24 protein-coding genes and 1 riboswitch are annotated in these 20,190 nt (G+C 46.4%); of the genes, 2 read left to right on the forward strand and 22 right to left on the reverse strand.

Going from position 1 to position 20,190, the window contains the following annotated elements:
• Window positions 1-530: 530 nt before the first annotated feature.
• Complete coding sequence (locus LGZ98_RS00125) at window positions 531-935, forward strand: hypothetical protein (protein WP_113041950.1); 405 nt, start codon at window positions 531-533, stop codon at window positions 933-935.
• Here LGZ98_RS00125 and LGZ98_RS00130 read toward each other — a convergent pair.
• The 22 genes from LGZ98_RS00130 to LGZ98_RS00235 form a co-directional block, all read right to left on the reverse strand.
• Window positions 923-1,708: a DUF4225 domain-containing protein gene (locus LGZ98_RS00130; RefSeq protein ID WP_113041951.1), complete on the reverse strand. Its 786-nt coding sequence runs from the start codon at window positions 1,706-1,708 to the stop codon at window positions 923-925. The two genes, LGZ98_RS00125 and LGZ98_RS00130, sit on opposite strands and share 13 nt — an antisense overlap.
• 7 nt (window positions 1,709-1,715) lie before the next feature.
• Complete coding sequence (locus tag LGZ98_RS00135) at window positions 1,716-2,177, reverse strand: Hcp family type VI secretion system effector (RefSeq protein WP_113041952.1); 462 nt, start codon at window positions 2,175-2,177, stop codon at window positions 1,716-1,718.
• Window positions 2,147-2,320, reverse strand: coding sequence for a hypothetical protein (locus LGZ98_RS00140; protein WP_158536534.1), 174 nt, complete (start codon window positions 2,318-2,320; stop codon window positions 2,147-2,149). The genes LGZ98_RS00135 and LGZ98_RS00140 overlap by 31 nt, the downstream gene beginning before the upstream one ends.
• 400 nt (window positions 2,321-2,720) lie before the next feature.
• Entirely contained in the window at window positions 2,721-3,035 is a 315-nt protein-coding gene (locus LGZ98_RS00145; RefSeq protein ID WP_113041953.1) for a hypothetical protein, read from the reverse strand.
• Between the two features lie 352 nt (window positions 3,036-3,387).
• Window positions 3,388-4,437, reverse strand: a complete 1,050-nt coding sequence (gene cobT / locus LGZ98_RS00150; protein WP_113041954.1) for a nicotinate-nucleotide--dimethylbenzimidazole phosphoribosyltransferase — start codon at window positions 4,435-4,437, stop codon at window positions 3,388-3,390.
• Window positions 4,438-4,441: 4 nt separating this feature from the next.
• Window positions 4,442-5,059 (reverse strand): adenosylcobalamin/alpha-ribazole phosphatase, encoded by a 618-nt coding sequence (locus tag LGZ98_RS00155; protein WP_113041955.1) that lies wholly within the window; start codon window positions 5,057-5,059, stop codon window positions 4,442-4,444.
• A 400-nt stretch (window positions 5,060-5,459) separates the two neighbouring features.
• Window positions 5,460-5,735 (reverse strand): hypothetical protein, encoded by a 276-nt coding sequence (locus tag LGZ98_RS00160; RefSeq protein WP_228901306.1) that lies wholly within the window; start codon window positions 5,733-5,735, stop codon window positions 5,460-5,462.
• On the reverse strand, window positions 5,732-6,478 hold the full coding sequence (cobS, locus tag LGZ98_RS00165; protein ID WP_113041956.1) for an adenosylcobinamide-GDP ribazoletransferase: 747 nt from the start codon (window positions 6,476-6,478) through the stop codon (window positions 5,732-5,734). Before cobS ends, LGZ98_RS00160 begins: the two co-directional genes overlap by 4 nt.
• On the reverse strand, window positions 6,475-7,020 hold the full coding sequence (gene cobU / locus LGZ98_RS00170; RefSeq protein ID WP_113041957.1) for a bifunctional adenosylcobinamide kinase/adenosylcobinamide-phosphate guanylyltransferase: 546 nt from the start codon (window positions 7,018-7,020) through the stop codon (window positions 6,475-6,477). Before cobU ends, cobS begins: the two co-directional genes overlap by 4 nt.
• A complete protein-coding gene (locus tag LGZ98_RS00175; RefSeq protein WP_113041987.1) occupies window positions 7,017-8,555 on the reverse strand; it encodes a cobyric acid synthase in 1,539 nt (512 codons plus the stop codon). Before LGZ98_RS00175 ends, cobU begins: the two co-directional genes overlap by 4 nt.
• A gap of 103 nt (window positions 8,556-8,658) precedes the next feature.
• Window positions 8,659-9,372 carry a cobalt-factor II C(20)-methyltransferase gene (locus tag LGZ98_RS00180; RefSeq protein WP_113041958.1) on the reverse strand — a complete coding sequence of 238 codons (714 nt, stop codon included), beginning with the start codon at window positions 9,370-9,372 and terminating at the stop codon, window positions 8,659-8,661.
• The gene (gene cbiK, locus LGZ98_RS00185; RefSeq protein ID WP_113041959.1) at window positions 9,372-10,166 is read right to left on the reverse strand and encodes a sirohydrochlorin cobaltochelatase; all 795 of its coding nucleotides are present in this window, start codon (window positions 10,164-10,166) and stop codon (window positions 9,372-9,374) included. Before cbiK ends, LGZ98_RS00180 begins: the two co-directional genes overlap by 1 nt.
• 13 nt (window positions 10,167-10,179) lie before the next feature.
• Window positions 10,180-10,965 carry a cobalt-precorrin-6A reductase gene (locus LGZ98_RS00190; RefSeq protein ID WP_113041960.1) on the reverse strand — a complete coding sequence of 262 codons (786 nt, stop codon included), beginning with the start codon at window positions 10,963-10,965 and terminating at the stop codon, window positions 10,180-10,182.
• Window positions 10,962-11,687: a precorrin-3B C(17)-methyltransferase gene (locus LGZ98_RS00195; RefSeq protein WP_113041961.1), complete on the reverse strand. Its 726-nt coding sequence runs from the start codon at window positions 11,685-11,687 to the stop codon at window positions 10,962-10,964. Before LGZ98_RS00195 ends, LGZ98_RS00190 begins: the two co-directional genes overlap by 4 nt.
• Window positions 11,681-12,742, reverse strand: coding sequence for a cobalt-precorrin 5A hydrolase (cbiG, locus tag LGZ98_RS00200; RefSeq protein WP_011147211.1), 1,062 nt, complete (start codon window positions 12,740-12,742; stop codon window positions 11,681-11,683). Before cbiG ends, LGZ98_RS00195 begins: the two co-directional genes overlap by 7 nt.
• Window positions 12,723-13,496 carry a cobalt-precorrin-4 methyltransferase gene (locus tag LGZ98_RS00205; protein WP_165577944.1) on the reverse strand — a complete coding sequence of 258 codons (774 nt, stop codon included), beginning with the start codon at window positions 13,494-13,496 and terminating at the stop codon, window positions 12,723-12,725. The genes cbiG and LGZ98_RS00205 overlap by 20 nt, the downstream gene beginning before the upstream one ends.
• Window positions 13,489-14,058 (reverse strand): decarboxylating cobalt-precorrin-6B (C(15))-methyltransferase, encoded by a 570-nt coding sequence (locus LGZ98_RS00210; protein ID WP_113041964.1) that lies wholly within the window; start codon window positions 14,056-14,058, stop codon window positions 13,489-13,491. The genes LGZ98_RS00205 and LGZ98_RS00210 overlap by 8 nt, the downstream gene beginning before the upstream one ends.
• A complete protein-coding gene (locus tag LGZ98_RS00215; RefSeq protein WP_262977544.1) occupies window positions 14,048-14,650 on the reverse strand; it encodes a cobalt-precorrin-7 (C(5))-methyltransferase in 603 nt (200 codons plus the stop codon). The genes LGZ98_RS00210 and LGZ98_RS00215 overlap by 11 nt, the downstream gene beginning before the upstream one ends.
• Window positions 14,647-15,783 (reverse strand): cobalt-precorrin-5B (C(1))-methyltransferase CbiD, encoded by a 1,137-nt coding sequence (cbiD, locus tag LGZ98_RS00220; RefSeq protein WP_113041966.1) that lies wholly within the window; start codon window positions 15,781-15,783, stop codon window positions 14,647-14,649. Before cbiD ends, LGZ98_RS00215 begins: the two co-directional genes overlap by 4 nt.
• Window positions 15,780-16,412 carry a cobalt-precorrin-8 methylmutase gene (locus LGZ98_RS00225; RefSeq protein WP_113041967.1) on the reverse strand — a complete coding sequence of 211 codons (633 nt, stop codon included), beginning with the start codon at window positions 16,410-16,412 and terminating at the stop codon, window positions 15,780-15,782. Before LGZ98_RS00225 ends, cbiD begins: the two co-directional genes overlap by 4 nt.
• Window positions 16,413-16,426: 14 nt before the next feature.
• Window positions 16,427-17,386 (reverse strand): adenosylcobinamide-phosphate synthase CbiB, encoded by a 960-nt coding sequence (gene cbiB / locus LGZ98_RS00230; RefSeq protein WP_113041968.1) that lies wholly within the window; start codon window positions 17,384-17,386, stop codon window positions 16,427-16,429.
• Window positions 17,383-18,765 (reverse strand): cobyrinic acid a,c-diamide synthase CobB, encoded by a 1,383-nt coding sequence (locus LGZ98_RS00235; protein ID WP_113041969.1) that lies wholly within the window; start codon window positions 18,763-18,765, stop codon window positions 17,383-17,385. The genes cbiB and LGZ98_RS00235 overlap by 4 nt, the downstream gene beginning before the upstream one ends.
• Before the next feature lie 101 nt (window positions 18,766-18,866).
• Window positions 18,867-19,052, reverse strand: a riboswitch (cobalamin riboswitch).
• A 470-nt stretch (window positions 19,053-19,522) separates the two neighbouring features.
• Between LGZ98_RS00235 and LGZ98_RS00240 the strand changes: the two genes are divergently transcribed.
• Entirely contained in the window at window positions 19,523-20,119 is a 597-nt protein-coding gene (locus LGZ98_RS00240; RefSeq protein WP_113041970.1) for a molecular chaperone TorD family protein, read from the forward strand.
• Window positions 20,120-20,190: the final 71 nt, after the last annotated feature.

Here is a 20,190-nt window from a genome sequence, read left to right on the forward strand (position 1 = left end):
ACTTCAAACAGTTATAAAGAATAAGTATTTTACGGTAAGCAATTTATAGAGTTAGAAAAATGAGTTTAAAGAAATGAACCTAATTGACTTAAGAAAGCTAATATTAAATAGTGGATTCACCTTAAAAGAATTACTTAAGATAAAGAGAAGCTTTATTATTCTACACAAAGACGACCCTGATATTTATGATAAATATCAAAGCAAAACAGATTGTTTTTGTCATTATCTGTTATTTATAGCTGAAGAAATCGCCATACCATTACTATATTTAACCCCAGTTTATTTATAATAACAGGCATGTTTTTCAGCGAAAAAACATATAGCATTTCATTGATGTCATTTATTTACTTATTCTTTGCCATTTCTGCTTTTATTTACTATAGCCTCTCCGTTAGCTGTAATTTAATCACAGGCTCAAAATTGTTAATTTTCTATATTCATTTTAAAATAAAACACAAATTAAATCGTTGAAACAATAAATTAAATATGATAAAAATAACCATACAATCAAATAAATAGAGCCAAAAAAAATGAACCTAACCGACTTAAGAAAATTAATATTAAATAGTGGATTCACCTTAAAAGAATTACTTAAGATAAAGAGAAGCTTTCTTGTCCTGCATAAAGATGACCCGCACATTTATGATAAATATCAAAGAAAAACAGATTGTTTTTGTCATTATCTACTATTTATAGCTGAAGAAGTTGCTGCACCATTAATAATGTTAACCTCAGTTTGTTTATTTATAATATCAGGTATGTTTTTCAGTGAAAAGGAATATAGTATTCCATTAATGTCATTTATTTACTTACTCTTTTTTATCTCATTCTCAATTTATTATAGCCTTTCCGTTAGCTGTAATCCCATCACAGGGTTAAAATTAGCAGCCTTTTATATTCGTTTTAAAATAAAAAATAAATTTCAATCGTCATGAAGTTTATTTATATCATCTATCAAAAGTTTGACTTTATATATACTACCAGATATTTGAATGGTTAAAATAGGATTTGGTGTTAACCGCCATTTTCTGGAAAAATCCGAATTAATATATCTGAACAATTTCCCTGCTCCCGGTTTAAGTTTAAACATTCCATATGTTCCATATGCACTCGCCACTAAATCAACTGAACTATAAGCAATATCAGCTATATCATCATCATAACCCAAAACATGAGAAATATATTGATAGCCTTCTCTGACCCAACCTATATCTTGATTTTCATAAAGAATTGGAGTAACAGATTCATAAGCATTATTAAGTCCATGAGCGAACAAAACAGCCCCCATTGACTGGACCGTTTTAGATCTTCGCAACTTACCTGAATTAAAAACTGCAAAGCCAGCAACTGACTGAACAATACCAGCAACAACCCCACCGCCTATTTTTGCGTATTTAACTACGCCCTGATCTTCAAATATATCGGTTACAATATATTTGGTATAATCCTTACGCCTTAAAGCCTGATATTCTTTTTCCGTTATTTCATATTCATCTTTTACTTCATAAACCAATCTCTTTTTTTCATTTACATCAAATGTATTTTTAAATTCACGTGTTTTTATATTAACAAAGTCATCAACTTCTTTTAAATATGACATTCGCAATTGGCTATCTTCTATAAAAAAGCTGGCAGCCAAGTGTGCTTTACGCTTCAATGACGAAGCGTAATTATTTAAATCATAAGAAAGATGAGATATCCCTTTCATAAAATCCTCAGTAAACGTTGTCTTCCCATATGCTATATGCACTGGTGCCGGACATAATATGTTCCCACGTTATTGATTTATACATCAAAGATAAACTCTCTTGTGGCTGGCATTCATTATGCGTAGATGAATTTGGATAAAAGCCATTCAATGCACAGATATATGCGCCAGTGAGTTTTATTTTATAATAGAGCTCTAAACCACCTTTAGTTGATGTTCTGTAAAAATAAAAAATACATTGCAGCGATTCTTTATTCGTTATAGCCAACCCCAGCAGAGGAGAAGATTTATCTATTGGCTTTCTTATCTCAACCGGCTGATGGTTAACATGTTGACCTCTGGTTATATTGGAAGTCAATTCATAAACAAATATATGGTCTTCATGACCAAGCTGACATGTATTACCAATAGAATCAACCGTTGAACATCCTTGTGATATCAAACCTTGCTTATCACCCTTAATTTCCAAATATACCCGTCATCTTTCAAGTTGCCTCTTTGTTGGCTGCACTCACTCACCCCGGTCTCATAGTTATCTATGCTCCCGGGGATTCGCTCCCTTGCCGCCGCGATGCATCTTGAAATCCATAGGGTATAGATTATATTCGCCATAGAAAACCATCAATTAGTCAACATTCAAAAACATGAATATATATTATCTTGAGAAGAAATATAATATAAGTATTGATTCTATTTTCGAAGAATGTGATAAATCTCATGGCAATAAAAATTTTGTTAACCATTTTGTGTTAGGAATAGAATTCAACTACTGTAAATATTCTACTTAAATCAACCTTGAAATCCAAAACAACTACGTATGATGAAAGTCATTGACAAGAAAATATTACGAGATATATTTACCTGAAATACTTAAAGTTATTATTCAAGAATAAAAAAATCAAAAAGAGCGAAATTCAGTATCAAGTAAAATAGAGGATGGCAGGTTAAAACCTGCCTCCTGCTTAGTTTGGTAAATAGTGAAACTCTTAAAATATGCTCCATGAAAGTTCAACTACCAATTCCAAAACTGCGATGTCACTTCAATTTCCGTGTTGTAAATAGGACTAAGATTGGTGACTATAATTTTATAGAAATAAACAGCGTTAACAGGTGCGAGAAGCGTTTTCGTCTCACCGGGGTAAACATCAATATAGTTATATTGATTATAATCGCCAATCGGAGGAGCCCAGTAATTTATCACCCTAATGGGTGCCGGGCCATTGTTTTTTATAATTGCCTCAGGATAGCTATTGGGAAATATTATATTTCCGTGCTTAAAGATTTCAAAAGATTGATTAGGGTTTATATATATAATTTTCGATGACATTTTATTTCTTCCTTATTATAGCTGTTATTTGTTGGCATATATATACCCGTCATCTTTCAAGTTGCCTCTTTGTTGGCTGCACTCACTCACCCCGGTCACATCGTTAGCTATGCTCCCGGGGATTCGCTCCCTTGCCGTCGCGATGTATCTTGAAATCTATAGGGTATAATCAGGTAATTTTACCTGTAAAATTTAACTTAACACTTTCCATGAACAGTTAAATATTGAAATTTATCAGTGAAGTAAAGGAAATACGATATACGAATTCATCGTATACGAGATTTCACTCAACAGAACGGAGGAGTTTCATATTTGCTAGCAATCAATATGGGTTATCAAATTATCCTGATAATTAACGCGGCAACACAATATTACTTTCAGCGAGTAGTCCCATATTGTTATACACAGCACAAGCCGCATCCACCAAATGCATAGCCAACGCAGCGCCGCTACCTTCCCCTAAGCGCATGTCCAAATGCAGGTAAGGCGCTAGTTGCAGGTGTTGCAACGCAATAATTGAGCCTTTCTCTGCCGATAAATGCGAAGGAATTAGGTAATGACGCACATCAGGAGCAATTCGACAAGCGGCCAGCGCCGCCGCGTAAGAAGGGAATCCATCCAAAATCACCGGCAATCCGGTAGAGGCGGCGCCAAGCATTACGCCCGCCATACCCACCAAATCATAACCACCAACCTTTGCCAATACATCAATGCTATCTCTGGCATCAGGCCGATTGATTTCAATCGCCTGTTGCACAACCGCCACTTTGTGATGCAAGCGTTCTCTAGGGAAGTTAGCCCCAACGCCTACGATCAGTTGTGGATCATTGTTCGTAAGAACGCTGACTACCGCCGCCGCCGGTGTGGTATTCGCCATACCCAATTCGCCCACACCAAACAGTTTCACGCCATTTGTAACCTGTTCCAGCGTTAAACGTGCGCTTGCCAATAACAAATCTTCGGCTTGCTGGCGGCTCATCGCCGGTCCATGAGCAATGTTGCCACTGCCACGCCCCATCTTCATATTCACTAATCCCGGCACAGGATCACTGTCAATGCCCACATCCACAACTTTAATATCCGCGCCCGCATTCACCGCCAGCACGCAAACTCCGGTGATCCCTTTCATCATGTTCTGCGCATGAATAGCCGTCGCTGACTTAGGCGATATGGTCACGCCTTCGTCATAAACCCCATGATCAGCAACCATCACGATAATCTGCTTACGATCAATATGATGGTCCGATAATCCCCGCATTCCGGCAAGTTGAATCGCCAAATGTTCCAGACGTCCGAAGCTACCTGTTGGTTTAACCAGCCCATTCAATCGAGTAGCAGTACGCGCCATCGCAACGTTATCCAACGGCACAATCGCATTAATGATCGATGAAAGTGTTTGCATGATGTTATTTCCGTGTCTCAAGCTGCCAGTCAGTCCGGTTATTAAATGTTCGCAAGGTAGTAAATCCATGTTGGATTTCCACGACACTGTATGTTCCTTGTTCAAAATGAAAGTGCCACATAGCAGCAGGCGGCATAGCCAACAGACGCGCCAGTAACAAGCCCAATACTCCCTGATGAGCAACCAGCAACAGATTATCCTGACTTTCTGGTGTCAACAGTTGCTGAACCACATTTTCTATCCGAGCCGCAAATGTCGGAAAGGTTTCACCTTCGGTCGGGGATGACTGTTGCCAATCCGCTAACCAGGCAGCCCAAGCTTCAGCGTCTTCATGCTGCAAATCGCGGTGGTGACGCATTTCCCATGCGCCAAAATGCATCTCATTGAGTTGAGTATCAATGGTAGCTGACAGCGAATGACCGGCCAGAATAATCTTCGCAGTATGACGCGCCCGCCGTAACGCGCTGCTTATCGCTTGCGAAAATGTCACTGCCGATAGATAGCGAGCAACTTGCCGAGCCTGATTTATCCCCGTTTCAGTCAACGCCACATCCGTCATCCCACAGAAAACACCGCTCAGATTCGCTTCTGTTTGACCATGCCGAACCAAAAATAGTCGCATTATCGTTACTCTACCTCAGATGTTTTTTAGAGCAGTTAATTCAGAAACACGTAGATTCAGACTCGTTTTTTAGCATGTTACCCCCATTCATCATAAAATGACTTGCGAATGTGTATCGTAGTACATGTCTCGCCAGCCTTTTTGCTAGATTGGGAATCATTGATTTAATACCGTTTTGGGTAGCGATTACCCAACGTTCATACTGTTGCGCTTCGGACTTTGTGCCGAAGCACTTACGAATATGCTTGCCCTTGCGGGCGAACATCAGCAAGGTACTTGCCCGCTATCCAGTTTGGATACACTCACAAAATGTCTACCAGAAATTTCACCCAAACAAATAACGAGCCACAGCTAATGCTAACCCAGCGGTACCAATTATGGTTGCAGCTAACCACTTCGTCTATGCACTGATTTCTTTATGTAGATCGCCTTTTGTCGCAAACTCTTCAGATCGAGTTGTTAGCTTGGTTAACTCTATCTTTATTTGCATGACATCTGATTCAAGACGCGCCACTCTTGGCTCTAAACTGCCGCCATCACCGCCATCATTACGGGTAGTATCCATATCATCACCCCCTTTACGTTTAGTACTATACCCGTTATCTTTCAAGTTGCCTCTTTGTTGGCTGCACTTAGCGAGAATAGGGGTTGGGTATTTTGCCAGGAAATTACTCACAATAGCGCCAGTAAAAACACCAACTCCCCGATTTCCACTGACGCGCCAAGGGTATCACCGGTCTGACCGCCTAAACGGCGGTGCAGATACAGTGCCAGCAACCCAATAACCAGCAATGTGATCACCAACGCCAACATGCCAGACCACCGCATCAGTAGAGCAATCAATATTGCCCCACTTAACAATGTCAATAGTGTCTGATAACCGTTAACCCGACCGATATAGAGATTCCCCAAGCCACTCCCTTCACGAGCACAACGCTGGCGGTACATTAATAAGATAATCGCACTCCTGCCGGCAACAGATGCGGCAGTCAAAACCATCAGCATAGGAGCACCACGCAGAGATAATTCACTCACCACCAGCACTTTCGCCAAAATAAGCAAGATCAATGCCAACCCACCATTTGTTCCCAAACGGCTATCACGCATAATCTCTAGCATCCTTTCCCGCTTACGGGCAGAAAACACGCCATCACAGGTATCCGCTAAACCATCAAGATGAAGAGCCCCGGTTAACAACGCCAGCGCTAATACGTAACCCAGCGCCGCCAAGGGCGTGCCACTCCAAGGAGCCAGCAAGGTAAAAACCGCCGCTGCAAGCACACCGACAATTAATCCAACCAATGGGAAACTCGCTATGCCACGCACGTACTGATCGATTTCTAATCCCTGTGTCCAGCGCGATGGTACCGGAATGCGAGTCATAAATTGTAAGGTGGCAAGAAACAGACGCAGGCTCATTTAACTTTTACCTCAATCCCCGATATCATCAGAAATACTTCACTGGCAGCCGCCGCCAGCCGCTGGTTAACCCTTCCAGCAATGTCGCGGAAATGGCGAGCCAGACGGTTCTCCGGCACAATGCCCATTCCCAGTTCATTAGTAACCAGATATATCGGGGAAGTCATGCAAGTACAAGCCGCTAACAGATCGCTAATTTGCTGCTGAATCCCCACCTCTAATACAGCAAAGTCCATTTGTTCAGGTGGTATCTCTCCAGCTTGCTCAAATAATAGGTTGGTAATTAAGGTGGTGATACATTCCAAGATAACCGCTTCTCCCGGTCGGGTTTGTGTCGTGATAACTGCACCGAGATCGCGATAACCTTCCCATGTACGCCAATGAGCCGGCCGATTTTCGCGGTGCAGTTGTATACGTTCGGCCATTTCACTGTCTGTCACTACGGCAGTCGCAATATACAATACCTGTTCACTCGCTTGTGCCACCAGCCTCTCTGCCAGCGCACTTTTACCACTTCTAGCCCCCCCAGTGATTAAGATCACGGAGCCGAACCTTGTCGATGAGTTTTCATACACTGATAAATCCGTTCTATATCCAGATGTTCACGCATGGCTTTCGCCAGAAGGTCAAACTGCGTCTGTTTGTAGTGAGTATAATCCAATGTTTCCCCTTGATAAGCCGCCAATCCTTTACGCCAACGCAAAGTATTAAGCAGCGCACGGGTAAAATTAGCACTATCAAACAAGCCATGAATATAACTGCCCATCACATTGCCCTCTCGATTAACCGCGCCATCACACCAACCACCAGATTGGCCGTTACGCTCGGTAATACAGGCAAACGGGGTGGCATCCGCTCCCAGTAACGAGCTGCCCATATGAATTTCATAACCGCGAATAGGCTGTTCAATGCAATCTGACAACAAGCCCGGCAATGCCAACAAGCAATGACCATTTATTCTGGTTGTCACTTTTTCATGGGCAAATCGGGTTTCCATATCCAGCAATCCAAGACCATCCATCTGTTCAATCCCCGATTCCACACCATCAATGATCCGTTTCCCCAGCATTTGATAACCACCGCAGATACCGATAACAGGAACACCAGCCTGATGTGCCGTTAACAAGGCATCCGCTAACCCGTTCTGTCTCAGCCATTGCAAATCTCCCAATGTGTTTTTGCTACCGGGCAAGATAATCAGATCCGACGGCTGTAACGCGGATGGTTGAGTCACATAGCGCAAGCGAACATCCGGCTGCACCGCCAGCGCGTTAAAGTCAGTAAAATTAGCAATATGAGGCAAACGAATCACGGCAATATCCAGCGCTTTTTCTGTTGCGCCATCATATTTGCCGGTTTGTAGCGCTACGCCGTCTTCATCTTCCAGATCAATATTCAACCAAGGCATGACACCCAATACAGGCACTCCAGTTAAAGCTTCAATCTGTTTAATACCCGGCAGGAGCAGGCTGACATCACCTCGGAATTTATTGATGATCACCCCTTTTACCCGCGCTTTCTCCTCCGGGCGTAACAGTGCCAATGTGCCATAAATGGCCGCAAATACGCCGCCGCGATCGATATCCGCTACCAACAACACAGGGGCATCCACCATCTCCGCCATTCCCATGTTAACAATATCTCGATCTCGCAGGTTAATCTCCGCCGGACTGCCAGCCCCTTCCAGCACAATGACGTCATATTCACGAGCCAGACTGTGAAAAACTTCACAAATTTGCTGCTGTAAACTGGGCTTGTACTGGTGATACTCCACCGCATTCATGCTACAGGCCACTTTTCCCATTAACACCACTTGCGCCTTACGCTCGCTGGTGGGTTTAAGCAATACCGGGTTCATCCGTACATCAGGTTCGATACCCGCCGCCTCTGCCTGAAAAATCTGCGCCCTGCCCATCTCTTCACCGTTACTAGTGATACCAGAATTCAACGCCATATTCTGTGATTTAAACGGCGCACAGCGATAACCATCCTGAACAAAGATACGGCACAATCCTGCAACCAGTACACTTTTCCCAACATCGGATGCTGTACCCTGCAACATTAAAGACAAGCCCATCATGCTATCTCCTTTATATTGGTGTAGCAGAGCAAAAAGCTGCTCCTCAGTTTTTACAGCCGCGATTCCATTCGCCATGCAGCTTTAGCTGCCTTTCCGGCACTTATTTCTCAGTATGCCACTGTTTATTCACTAGAATGGTGGAGAAATAAGGTAATTTTTGATCGGCGTCTATCTGATCCAAACGGCGCCAGCACTGTTCACTTGGTAATGTCGCATCCGCCATCAATAAAGCATGTTCAAACAAATTCAGACGCGCCAACAACGCACTCACGGTGGTAAAACGGTTATAAATTTTCATCAACACCACGCAATCATGCGTTTGCAGTGCCTGCTCCAGCTCGGCTTCCGGCGCAGTACAAGACATTATCGCCATTGATTGCTGTTCCATCGCCAGTGGTAATACGGTACGCGCGGCAATCGCAGCAAAAGAGGTGATGCCAGGGACAATTTCCAACCACTCTTGCCGACCAATTCTCGCCAGCAAAAAGACCCAAGTACTGAACAACATGGCATCACCCAACGTGATAAAACCCACTTGCCGCCCTTGTGCTACTTCATCTTGTAACTGTTGCGCGACTTCATCCCATACCGCCTGTTTCTCTTCGCCATTACTGTTCATCGGAAAATGGCAGGTGCGAATTTCCGTGTGGGGTAGCAGGTACTCACGCACAATGGAGAGCGCCAGACTATCTCCTCCTTTACGCCCGGCAGGGGCATAAAGCACATCAAGGCCAGCGAGTATTCGCGCTGCACGCACGGTCACCAAGTCACTCGCTCCCGGACCAACGCCTATAGCATAAAGTTTTCCATTCATCACACCACCTCCCGCTGATCTGCCTGTAATGCATCTGTCAAGTGTTGAACGAACATTTGGCGAATTAATGGATTTTCACCTAATCCCTGTAACCAAGATTGCGTTTTGATCCCAACAGATTCCAGTTGAGAACGCCACGAATCCGGCTCGTCCGATGCCATATCGTTAATCGCATGATCACCGGCCACCAGCATTAGCGGCATTAAATGCACTTTACGTACCGCCTGTCGCCGCAAGCGGATAATGATATTGTCGATTTCCGGGTAGCTCTCCACCGCGCCAACCAATGCCGGGAAATTATGGGAACTCATCAGGTGATCAAGACACGCATAGGCAGAAAAAGCATGATGACTGGCGCCGTGCCCCATAAATACCACGCGTTCATCTTCAGCTAATGGCGGCATCTGACTTTTCAGGGCAATAAGCAGTTGTTGATAATCGGCAAAGCTATTAAGCAGCGGTGTGCCTACGACTAATCGTTGGAAATGATCACTGAAGGTACGCACTTCACTGACAATCTTTTCATATTCATCACCGTTGATGACATGGAGGGATTGAATAGCCACATCCTGATACCCTTCATTGACCAAACGCTCCAACGCCTGACGTGGGTTATCCACCTGTAAACCATCACGTTTTTTTAATTTACGGATGATCATCTCTGAGGTGAATGCACGATATAGATCGCGATCACGGTAAGCTGCTGCCAATTGTTGTTCACAGACATCAATATTCTTTTGCCGGGTTTGATGATAGCTGGTACCAAAGCTAATGATTAATAATGCTTTTTTCATTTTATTGCCCTCATTATTCCTGCCAACTGGCTAGGTGTTGGACAAACTCATCCAGCGAACTAATCTGCTCTCCTTCATCCCCCTGTAAAGTCTGTGTAGGACGGCACACCACAATACAGGGAATATTGAGTGCCAGACAGGGGGCCACTTTCTGTTGATATCCCCCCTCGGCCCCAGACTCTTTTGTGATCACCACATCAGGGTGACAAAATTCATACACTGCATGATTGAATTCAGCCGTAAATGGCCCACGCAACGCGATAATATGATCGACCCCCAATCCTAACGCTTCGCACTGAATCAATACCTCAGCGGTCGGCAATACCCGCACCAACAACGTTTTTCCCGGTAGTAAACGCTGATACAACTCCAATTGCTTACTGCCGGTGGTGAGCAAGATCCGTTGCCCTAGTGTCCGGGCAACGTCGCAAGCCGCCTCGATACTATTTACTTTGTGCAACAGTGGATGGCTCAGTAAATCAATCTCACTGGGACGCTGATAACGAGTAAGCCGCAGTGACAAGCGACGACAAGCTGTGAGCACATTTTGGCTTAGTGCATCTGCATAAGGATGAGAAGCATCAATCACCCAACGTACCTTATGCTGATCAAAGTAATCCACCATAGCCTCGGCATCCATTCGCCCCACCACCACCTCTCCTTGAATATCACCCGCCAGTTGTTTCCCTGCATCCGTAGCAACAGAGAGACGATAACGCGCTCCTGCTGCGTCTAGTGCCTGACAGAGCAACCGGGCATCGCTGGTACCACCGAAAACATGGATAGCCGGATGGCTCATAATTCATACCCCCGTGGCGTGATCATCAATCCATCACGGCAATAGGTTGTTTGATTGCCAACGATTACCAGACTGGTCATATCTACCGGGGAGAAATCCATCTCGCCGAAAGTAGTGATCCATTTATCCTGTTTTTTACGTCCCGCCGCTTTTACTACGCCAACCGGCGTCTGTGCTGCTTTCCACGGCCGCATAAGGTCAAATGCTTTGGCAAGATGCCCTTCCCGGCCACGGCTACGTGGGTTATAAAAACAAATAACAAAATCGGCTTGTGCGGCGGCAATAATACGTTTTTCAATCATCGGCCACGGCGTTAACAGATCACTTAAACTGATATGACAAAAATCGTGCATCAACGGTGCGCCCAACAACGACGCCGCGGCAATACTGGCGGTGATCCCGGCGACCAACTTAACTTCAAGCTCACATTGTTGCTGGCAAACCAATTCCAGCACTAAACCCGCCATGCCATAGATTCCCGCATCACCGCTGCTGATCAAAGCGACTTTACGGCCGGACAATGCCAAATCGATCGCCTTCTGGCAGCGCTCAATCTCCTTGCACATACCGGTCTTAATCACTTCTTTATCCATCGTTAGATGTTTAACTAAATGGGTGTAGGTTTTATAGCCGACAATAATTTCAGCTTCGCGGATCGCCTCAATGGCCTCCTGTGTCATCATGGATTCATTGCCTGGTCCAATACCGATTACTGTTAACATGATTGTGATACCCCCAAAGTGATAGTAACGCCCTGCTGACGCAAGGTCCGACCAACCAATTTTCCTTCACTCATCAACCAAGCGACAGGCTGCGAAACACTGCCAACCCCCACCGTCTGGCGGACAAAATCGGATGCAGGAAAACGTTGCTCATGAAGACTTAATTCATTAACACTGAACAACTGAAACGGTACACGCCAACGTTGTGCTAGCTGATTTAACGCCGGTTCATCCTTTTTAATCACAACACTGCCGATGGCACGTAACGCCATCAGATCGAAATGGTTTTCCGCCATCTGCTGCTGCAATAGCTCAATCACTGTTTGCAATGGCGTATCCCGGCGACAACCGATCCCGGCCACCACACGCTTCGGCACCAGTTTGTAAACCGGTAGAGGCAATTCCGGCAATGCATCTCGCAATGTGATACACACCAGCGCATCCAGTTCTGGCAATTCTTCCAGACACGCTACCGAGACAAAACCCCGGATATCACACTGCTCACGTTCACTAAGCAGTGGTTCATCCCACCACAACCCCACTTTTTGACCACTGACCAGCATTTGATTTATCACCTTCACCACGTGGCGAAAATCCTGCATATCGGCATCTAATTGCGTGGCAAGGGTGTCCAGCGCCGCCATGCCATTAACATCGGTGGCGGTTGTGATCACCGGATCAGCCCCCAATAACGCCGCCAAATGGTGAGTCAATGCATTAGCGCCACCCACATGACCGGATAACAGGCTAATAACATGCTGACCCCCTTCATCAATCACCACCACAGCGGGATCATGCATCTTGTCATTTATAAGTGGCGCAAGCAGGCGTACCGTGATGCCCAGCGCCGCCACCACCACCAACGCCGAATAGTGTTTAAATGCCTCACGCAACGTGTCGCCAAAGCTGCCATTAAAAGGCGTAAACCCCGGCTCCAGTAACTTTTCGCTGGTAAAACAGGTCAGAGGAAGATGAGTTTTCAATCGATGTACCAGTCTGACCCCTCCCGGCGTCAGACAGAACACCGCAATCGATTCATGCCCGGCGATATTCATGGCTAAACCCCGCATCATAAAGCTTGGAATAGTGGTACTCCTCTCCCAAAAAAGCACCAACCAGAATCAAAGCGGTTTTACGAATACCCGCTGCCTGTACTTTTTCAGCGATATCCGCCAAAGTACCGCGCACGGTTAAGCTTTCATCCCAAGTCGCTTTGTAGATCACCGCGACCGGCGTCGTTGCCGGATAGCCACCAGCTTGAAGACGCGCAGCCACATGTCTCATTTTCTGTACAGAAAGATAAATCGCCATTGACGTTTGATGAGCAGCGAAGGATTCCAGTTGTTCGAGTGGCGGCACCGGTGTACGCCCTTCAATCCGGGTAATGATCAAGCTTTGCGCCACTTCCGGTACGGTGTACTCCACCCCTAATTGCGCTGCCGCCCCAAGGAAAGCACTGACACCCGGTATCGAGACAAAACTGATACCCGCTTCGGTCAAAACTTCGCCTTGTTCGCGTATGGAACCGTACAACGAGAGATCGCCGGTTTGCAGCCGCACCACCAATTTACCCGCACGTACACCATCAACCATCAGTGCAACAATCTGTTCCAACGTCAGGCCGGCGCTGTCATGACACTCAGCCTCCGGCGGGCAATAATCCAACAGTTCGGTATTAATCAGTGAACCGGCATAAATCACCACCTGCGCCTGTTGCAGCAAACGGTAACCTTTCAGGGTGATTAGCTCTTTGTCACCCGGTCCGGCCCCGACAAACCACACTTTTCGCGGATCAAAATATTCAGACATCGATCTTCTCCTTGTAACAGGAAATTAGATAAGTCGGATTATTCGGTTTGAAATAGTGACCAGTACCCAGGGACGCCAGAGTAGATGCTTGTAGCTGTATACACTCCAAGTTACTGATCTGACAGGTCCGCAAATGTTCCAGTGCATCATTTAGGTTATTCAACAAAATGAAAGTCAGTACCAAGCGGCCACCGGGGTACATGTGATCCAGTGCCCAATCGATCAAAGCGGTCAATTGCCCGCCACTGCCACCAATAAATACGGCATCCGCCATCACATCCGATGCTAACGGAGCCTCTCCTGCAATAATCTCCACATTATGACAACCTAGTCGTTGGCGATTCTCCTCAATCAAGACCAGTGCTGCCGGGTTGCGTTCAATGGCAGTAACGGTCAGCGCCGGGAAGCGTAACGCCGCCTCTAATGCCACACTGCCCGTACCCGCCCCCACATCAATCAATTGGCTAGCATCATTCAGTTCCAGCCGCTCCAGCGCCAATGCACGTACAGGTTCTTTGGTCATCGGCACTTTCTGTCCGCGTAAAAATTCATCATCTCTCATTTAGGATCACCACCACATTCATGTCATAGTCAGTCGCCACCGCTTCCGGCCGCAGACGGTGAATACGCTCATTAGGCAAAGAGAGGTTTTCACCAATAATCAATGTACGGTTCAGGCCACGCTCAATAATGGCCTGCGCAATTGCCCGCGGGCCGACGCGCCCATCAGTTACCATGCCTACTTTGTCGTGTTGCAGAAGCCAGCCAAAATCCGGGGTACGCCCGTGACTGCTGGTCAGATAAATATCGTTCATATCCAGTGCAGCTTTGGCACACAGATACTGAATTGAACTGATACCCGGAATGATGCGCAGATCCTCTGCGGTAAAATATTCAGACAATAATTTGCCAATGCCATATAACAGCGGGTCACCAGACGCTAATACCACAATCCGGCGTGTACTGTTGTTCTGTAGCCAAGCAAGCAAACCAGCAAGATCAGCATCCACTACGCGGGTTTCATGAGTAACGCCGCTAAATATCTCCAGATGGCGTCTACCACCAACCAATACCTCCGCCTCAGTGATAGAGTGCTGTGCCTGCGGTATCAGATACGCAGTATCGCCGGGACCAATTCCCACTACGGTGATCATCGCATTGCCTCCAAAATGTCATTTAATGGGCGACTGGTGCCAAGTATTTGATTATCAAAGGAGAACATGATGGCATCACAGCGCGGCGGGTTAACCGCAAAACGCAACATTTCACTCATTCGTTCACAAATGCGTTCGGCAATACGGTCATAAACCGCTTGCAAGCCGTGTTCTGCAATCAGTTCCATTGCGGCTTCTGTGGTATCGCAACGACTCACCTCTAACAGCATTTCCTGCGACGCCCCCATCAGTGCCAGATAAGCAATTAACGTTTCCATGCGGCCATCAGCAATATGACTGTGGGTATGGAAAATTCCTGCGGCCACTTTCACCAGCTTGCCGGGGTGTCCCACCAACATGATATGGCGGAACCCAAGCCGCACCGCTTCCTGCAACATGTAACCCACGAAGTTACTCATGGTTACTACTAGCTGACCATCAAGCCCCAATTGTTCACGCACAAAACGTTCACCATGATTGCCCGGCACCAGAATGACCTTTTCAGCACCCGCCGAACGTTTCATTTCCAGTTCTATCGCCAACGAACGTTTCCAACTCTCTTCCGACATTGGCGTGACGATACCAGTGGTGCCAATGATGGAAATGCCGCCCAGTATCCCCAATCTCCCGTTGTAAGTTTTCTTTGCCCGCTCTTCACCTTCCGGCGCGAAAATTTCCACCTCCGCGCCCCGTAAAGGACCGATAGCCTCCCGTACCGCTGCCTCAATAGTCTGACGCGGTGTACGATTAATGGCCGAGCTGCCTACTGGCAATCCCACACCTTTGCGGGTAACCGTACCCACGCCTTCCCCGCCCCGCAGATGGATCTCACCGTGATCGCACAAGGTGACACGAGCAAAAATCAACATGCCATGAGTGGCATCCACATCGTCGCCACCGTCTTTACGAATAGCAGCAGTCGCCTGCTGCCCTTCAATCAGCGGCTGTTCAACATTAAGGCGTAATGTCACACCAGAAGGGGTAACAATAGAAACGTGATCGATAACTTGCTGACGCAGCACCATTAATGCGGCAACCTTGGCGGCAGCGGTAGCACAGGAACCCGTGGTATAACCTTTGCGATACTGCTTACCGTTATGCCAGATGCTGTCTAGTTGCATGGTGTCACTCATTGTGCCTCCTGCAATCGGTACAGAATGGCATTGATAATCGCCGCCGCGATATTACTTCCCCCTTTACGGCCTGCGGCGGCGATATAAGGCAGTTCACTTTGCATCAAAGCGGCTTTCGATTCCGCCGCACCGACAAAACCGACAGGCACCCCAACCACCGCCAATGGTGAAGCCTTCCTTTCCAACAAACGGAACAAGGCGGTTGGAGCGTTACCGAACACGAAGATTTTGTCCCCTTCTTCCGCCAGTGCGACATCTACCGCAGCCATAGAACGCGTGATACCCTGCGCTTTCGCCATCGCGACCACACGCGGATCACTGATATAGCAACGGCATTCACACCCCATCTGATGTAACAGTGCTTTGTTGATACCGGACTGAGCCATCGTCGTATCGGTATACAAAGTGCATCCCCGACTCAATGCTTCTGTAATGCGGGCCAGCACACCCGGCGAGAACCATAAAATATCCAACCAGTCAAAATCTGCGGTGGTGTGGATCACCCGTTTAATCACTGCTTCTTGCATTTCATCAACAAAACGGTAATCGGGCCGCTCACTAGCAATAATATCGCCAATGATTGCGAAGCTATTCTGTTCAATTTGCTGAGGTTTCTGGAGGTAGTTCATATTGTTGCCCTTTTTTAAGCCATGCCGACCAACAGTAAGCGCAACAGCGCAAACAACAGTAAGGCCAGTTGCGAAGCTATCATCATCAAATGGATACTGAGCGGGATATCCGTCAGCGCGATTTTACGGCGTTCATCACCCATCCAGGGTTTATCTACTCGTTCACCAAAATAACAATTCGGGCCGCCAAGGCGGATACCCAACGCTCCCGCCACCGTCGCTTCCGGCCAGCCACAGTTAGGGCTGCTATGCTGATAGCGATCACGCCAGCCAATACGTAGTGCCTGACGAAAATCAAGTCGAATGAAGCAAGCAGACGCACTCAACAACAGCCAACTCAACCGCGCCGGTAACCAGTTTGCTAAATCATCCATACGAGCGGAAACATACCCAATCGCGCGGTATTCCTGAGTTTTGTATCCCACCATTGAGTCAAGGGTGTTAACCGCTTTATAAGCCATTGCCAATGGCGCACCACCAATCATTAGAAAAAACAGTGGAGCAATAACCCCATCAACGCTGTTTTCCGCCACCGTCTCCACCACCGCGCGGGTGATTTGCGGTACATCTAGTTGGGAAGTATCGCGCCCGACAATCCGCGACAATTGCTGACGACTCTCATCCAATGAGCCTTGTTGTAATACCTCATGTACCTCTAGCGCGGCGTCACTCAGACAACGGCCAGCCAACAGGGTATAAATCATCCACACTTCAACCAGCCAGCCGACCCAAGGATGAATGAGGTTCATCAGCCACAGACACCCCCAACTCACCAACCAAGTCAGCCCCACAACCACTATCCATAGCCCTGCTCCACCAACTTTCAATGCACGTTCACTGTGACAACAGCGCCGAACCGCCCGCTGTACCACAGAGATCAGCTTACCAATCCAACGCACCGGATGAGGCCAATGCGGCGGATCACCTAACCAGCTATCGAGCAAGAAAGCAGCAAACCAGGCAGCAAGTGTCACAATAGCCTCCTTGCAGACCTCAACCAGCGATCAAGCAGACTAGGGCGCTGAGCAAAATGGATATGAAGATAACTAGCCAGTGTCTGCTGTACCTGATAGCCTCCGGCCCATTGCTGTATTGCCATCCCGTCACGCCATTTAGTACAGTCAAAAACTGAAGGCACTGAGCTGATAAAATCAGAATAATGAAACTCGTGGCCCCGTAAAATCTCACCTTCTGCGGCCAGCAAAGTGTCAAAACGGGCCTGTGCCTGACAGTAACCAAAGCGCATCAACCGCGTACCCATATGGCTTTCCCCCGGCAGAATACCGGCCATCTGGTGGCTCGCTCCCTCGCCATCGGTCAACGATTTACCAAGGTACATCAGGCCACCGCATTCAGCATAAATGGGAACTTGACGACAATGCGCATCCTGTAAAGCTTCCCGCATGGCACTATTGGCGGCCAACTTAGCGGCATAGATTTCCGGGTAGCCCCCACCGAGATAAATCATCTGACAATCGGGTAAACGGCGATCATGCAGTGGACTAAAACGGTGAATACGTACCCCCACCTGTTCCAACATCTCCAGATTATCGGGGTAATAAAAATTAAAGGCTTCATCATCTGCCAGCGCTAACGTCAAGCCATCAGCCAATGCGGGATCAGGCAATGATGGTGCCTCACCCTCGGGTAAAGTAGGACAGTCACAAAGCGCCAACAGACGATCAAGATGGATATGCGCCTCTACCTGCTGGGCCAGCCGCTGCCAGCGAGCATCATTGTCAGCCTGCTCTTGGGCAGGAATCAGGCCAAGATGACGAGACGGTAACGACACATCCTTCATCACGGGCAAACGTCCTAGCACCGGCACACCACAATAATGTTCAATCGCATGACGAATAAGTTCGAAATGATTTTCAGAATTGACGCGGTTAACAATGACACCCGCAATCGTTAAAGAGGGATCAAAACGGCAAAAACCCAGAACAGTTGCGGCAACAGAAGTCGATACTGCCTTACCGTCCACCAACAAAATCACCGGGCATCCCAACTGCTTAGCCATTGCAGCGCTACTGCAATAGTTTGGGTTGGTACCATAACCATCATACAACCCCATCACACCTTCAATGACCGCGACATCAGCATGACGCATATGCTGATTATAAAGACCATTAAGCGTCGCTGTTGGCAGCATAAATGCATCAAGATTACGAGATGCTACGCCACACACAGAGCTGTGCCAGCCGCTGTCCAGATAATCCGGCCCCACTTTAAACGGCTGGACAGTCAACCCTCTCAACATCAATGCCCGCAAAATGCCAAGGGTAACCGTAGTCTTACCACAGCCACTACCCGTACCCGCGATAACAAATGCCTTCCTACCTGACCATTGCATAGAAAATTCCCGATATGTCGATCGGAAAAGGAGCGCCCATAAGACGTGCCAACACTGCGCACACCACTTGGATGACAACTCGCTTCCCACCGAAGGAGTTAATGTCTCGTGCCTGTCAGGTCGGTCTTCTGGCTTAGCGTCACCCTTCCCCGCAACCTTCCCAGTCTTTCCGACCAGTGGCATCAGCGGAGTTGTCAGCATCACAGCAGCGGGGGCTGCGGAGGATTTTCACCTCCTTCCCAACCACACCATTAAGGTGCGGTATTAACCTAACGGCGGTTTATACCCGTCATCTTTCAAGTTGCCTCTTTGTTGGCTGCACTCGCTCACCCCGGTCACATAGTTATCTATGCTCCCGAGGATTCACTCCCTTGCCGTCGCGATGCATCTTGAAATCCATAGGGTATATAGGGTTTATTTATTTTTAACGTGGTCTACTTTTAAAATTATTAAATTATTAGATAACTAATGATATATATTCATTTTCACCATAATAACCTTATTAAATGCATTGAATTAAAATGTAGATCAAATATATATTTCCCATACCAATAAAGCGGCTAATTTTATTATTTTCGGTGATGAACTTATGCGTTTCATAACAAAAATCGCCGTCAATCTGGTGATAAAGATAGTAACAACACCGCAACAGATTAATCGTTGATCATAATCAACTATCTATTCATATCGTATAAGCTTATGATGTGTTTATGCTGCTTACACCATTGGTATAACCAAATCATAATGAGAATTTTCCATGTTATTAGATACTGCTGTACCTCGCATTATTGGCGCCTGTTTTTATTACTCACCGAAATCAGAACAAGTCCGCCCACTAATTCCATTGCTTATCGATATTGATAAATTATTTCCCTGGTCAAATAACCGCACAATAGAAAATCTGACGAAAAAGCTCGCTACCTTCTCAGTCGAATCTCTACAATATGACTACTCCATCTTGTTCGAAGGGCAAGGTGTTATGCCAGCCCCACCTTGGGGATCGGTTTATCTGGACAGAGAAAACGCGTTATCAGGTGAAAGCACGCTGGCTTACCGGGAATTTCTGACAAAACAGAATATCGTCATGTCCAGTAAACAACGGGAACCCGAAGATCAATTCGGTTTGATGTTGCTGGCCTTAGTTTATATTTTAGAACAAGGGCATAAACCTGCTGCACGTACATTGTTAGAACAGCACTTACTACCTTGGGCTTACCGTTATCTGGAATTGATGCAGACAACCAAACTAGAAAATGATTTTTATCCCATTTTAGCCACTATTGCTATTGACTATTTAAAAACACTGCAAACTGAATTAAAACTCATTCCGGCAAGACTAGAATTATTTTGCTAACACTTTTATTATTCCACAACAAATGCTCTGGGTGATAAATTTAGTAACAACTCATAAATATACACTCTCCC

The sequence above is a fragment of the Photorhabdus kayaii genome (genome assembly GCF_025384895.1).
In the GTDB taxonomy this organism is placed as follows: Bacteria; Pseudomonadota; Gammaproteobacteria; order Enterobacterales; family Enterobacteriaceae; genus Photorhabdus; species Photorhabdus kayaii.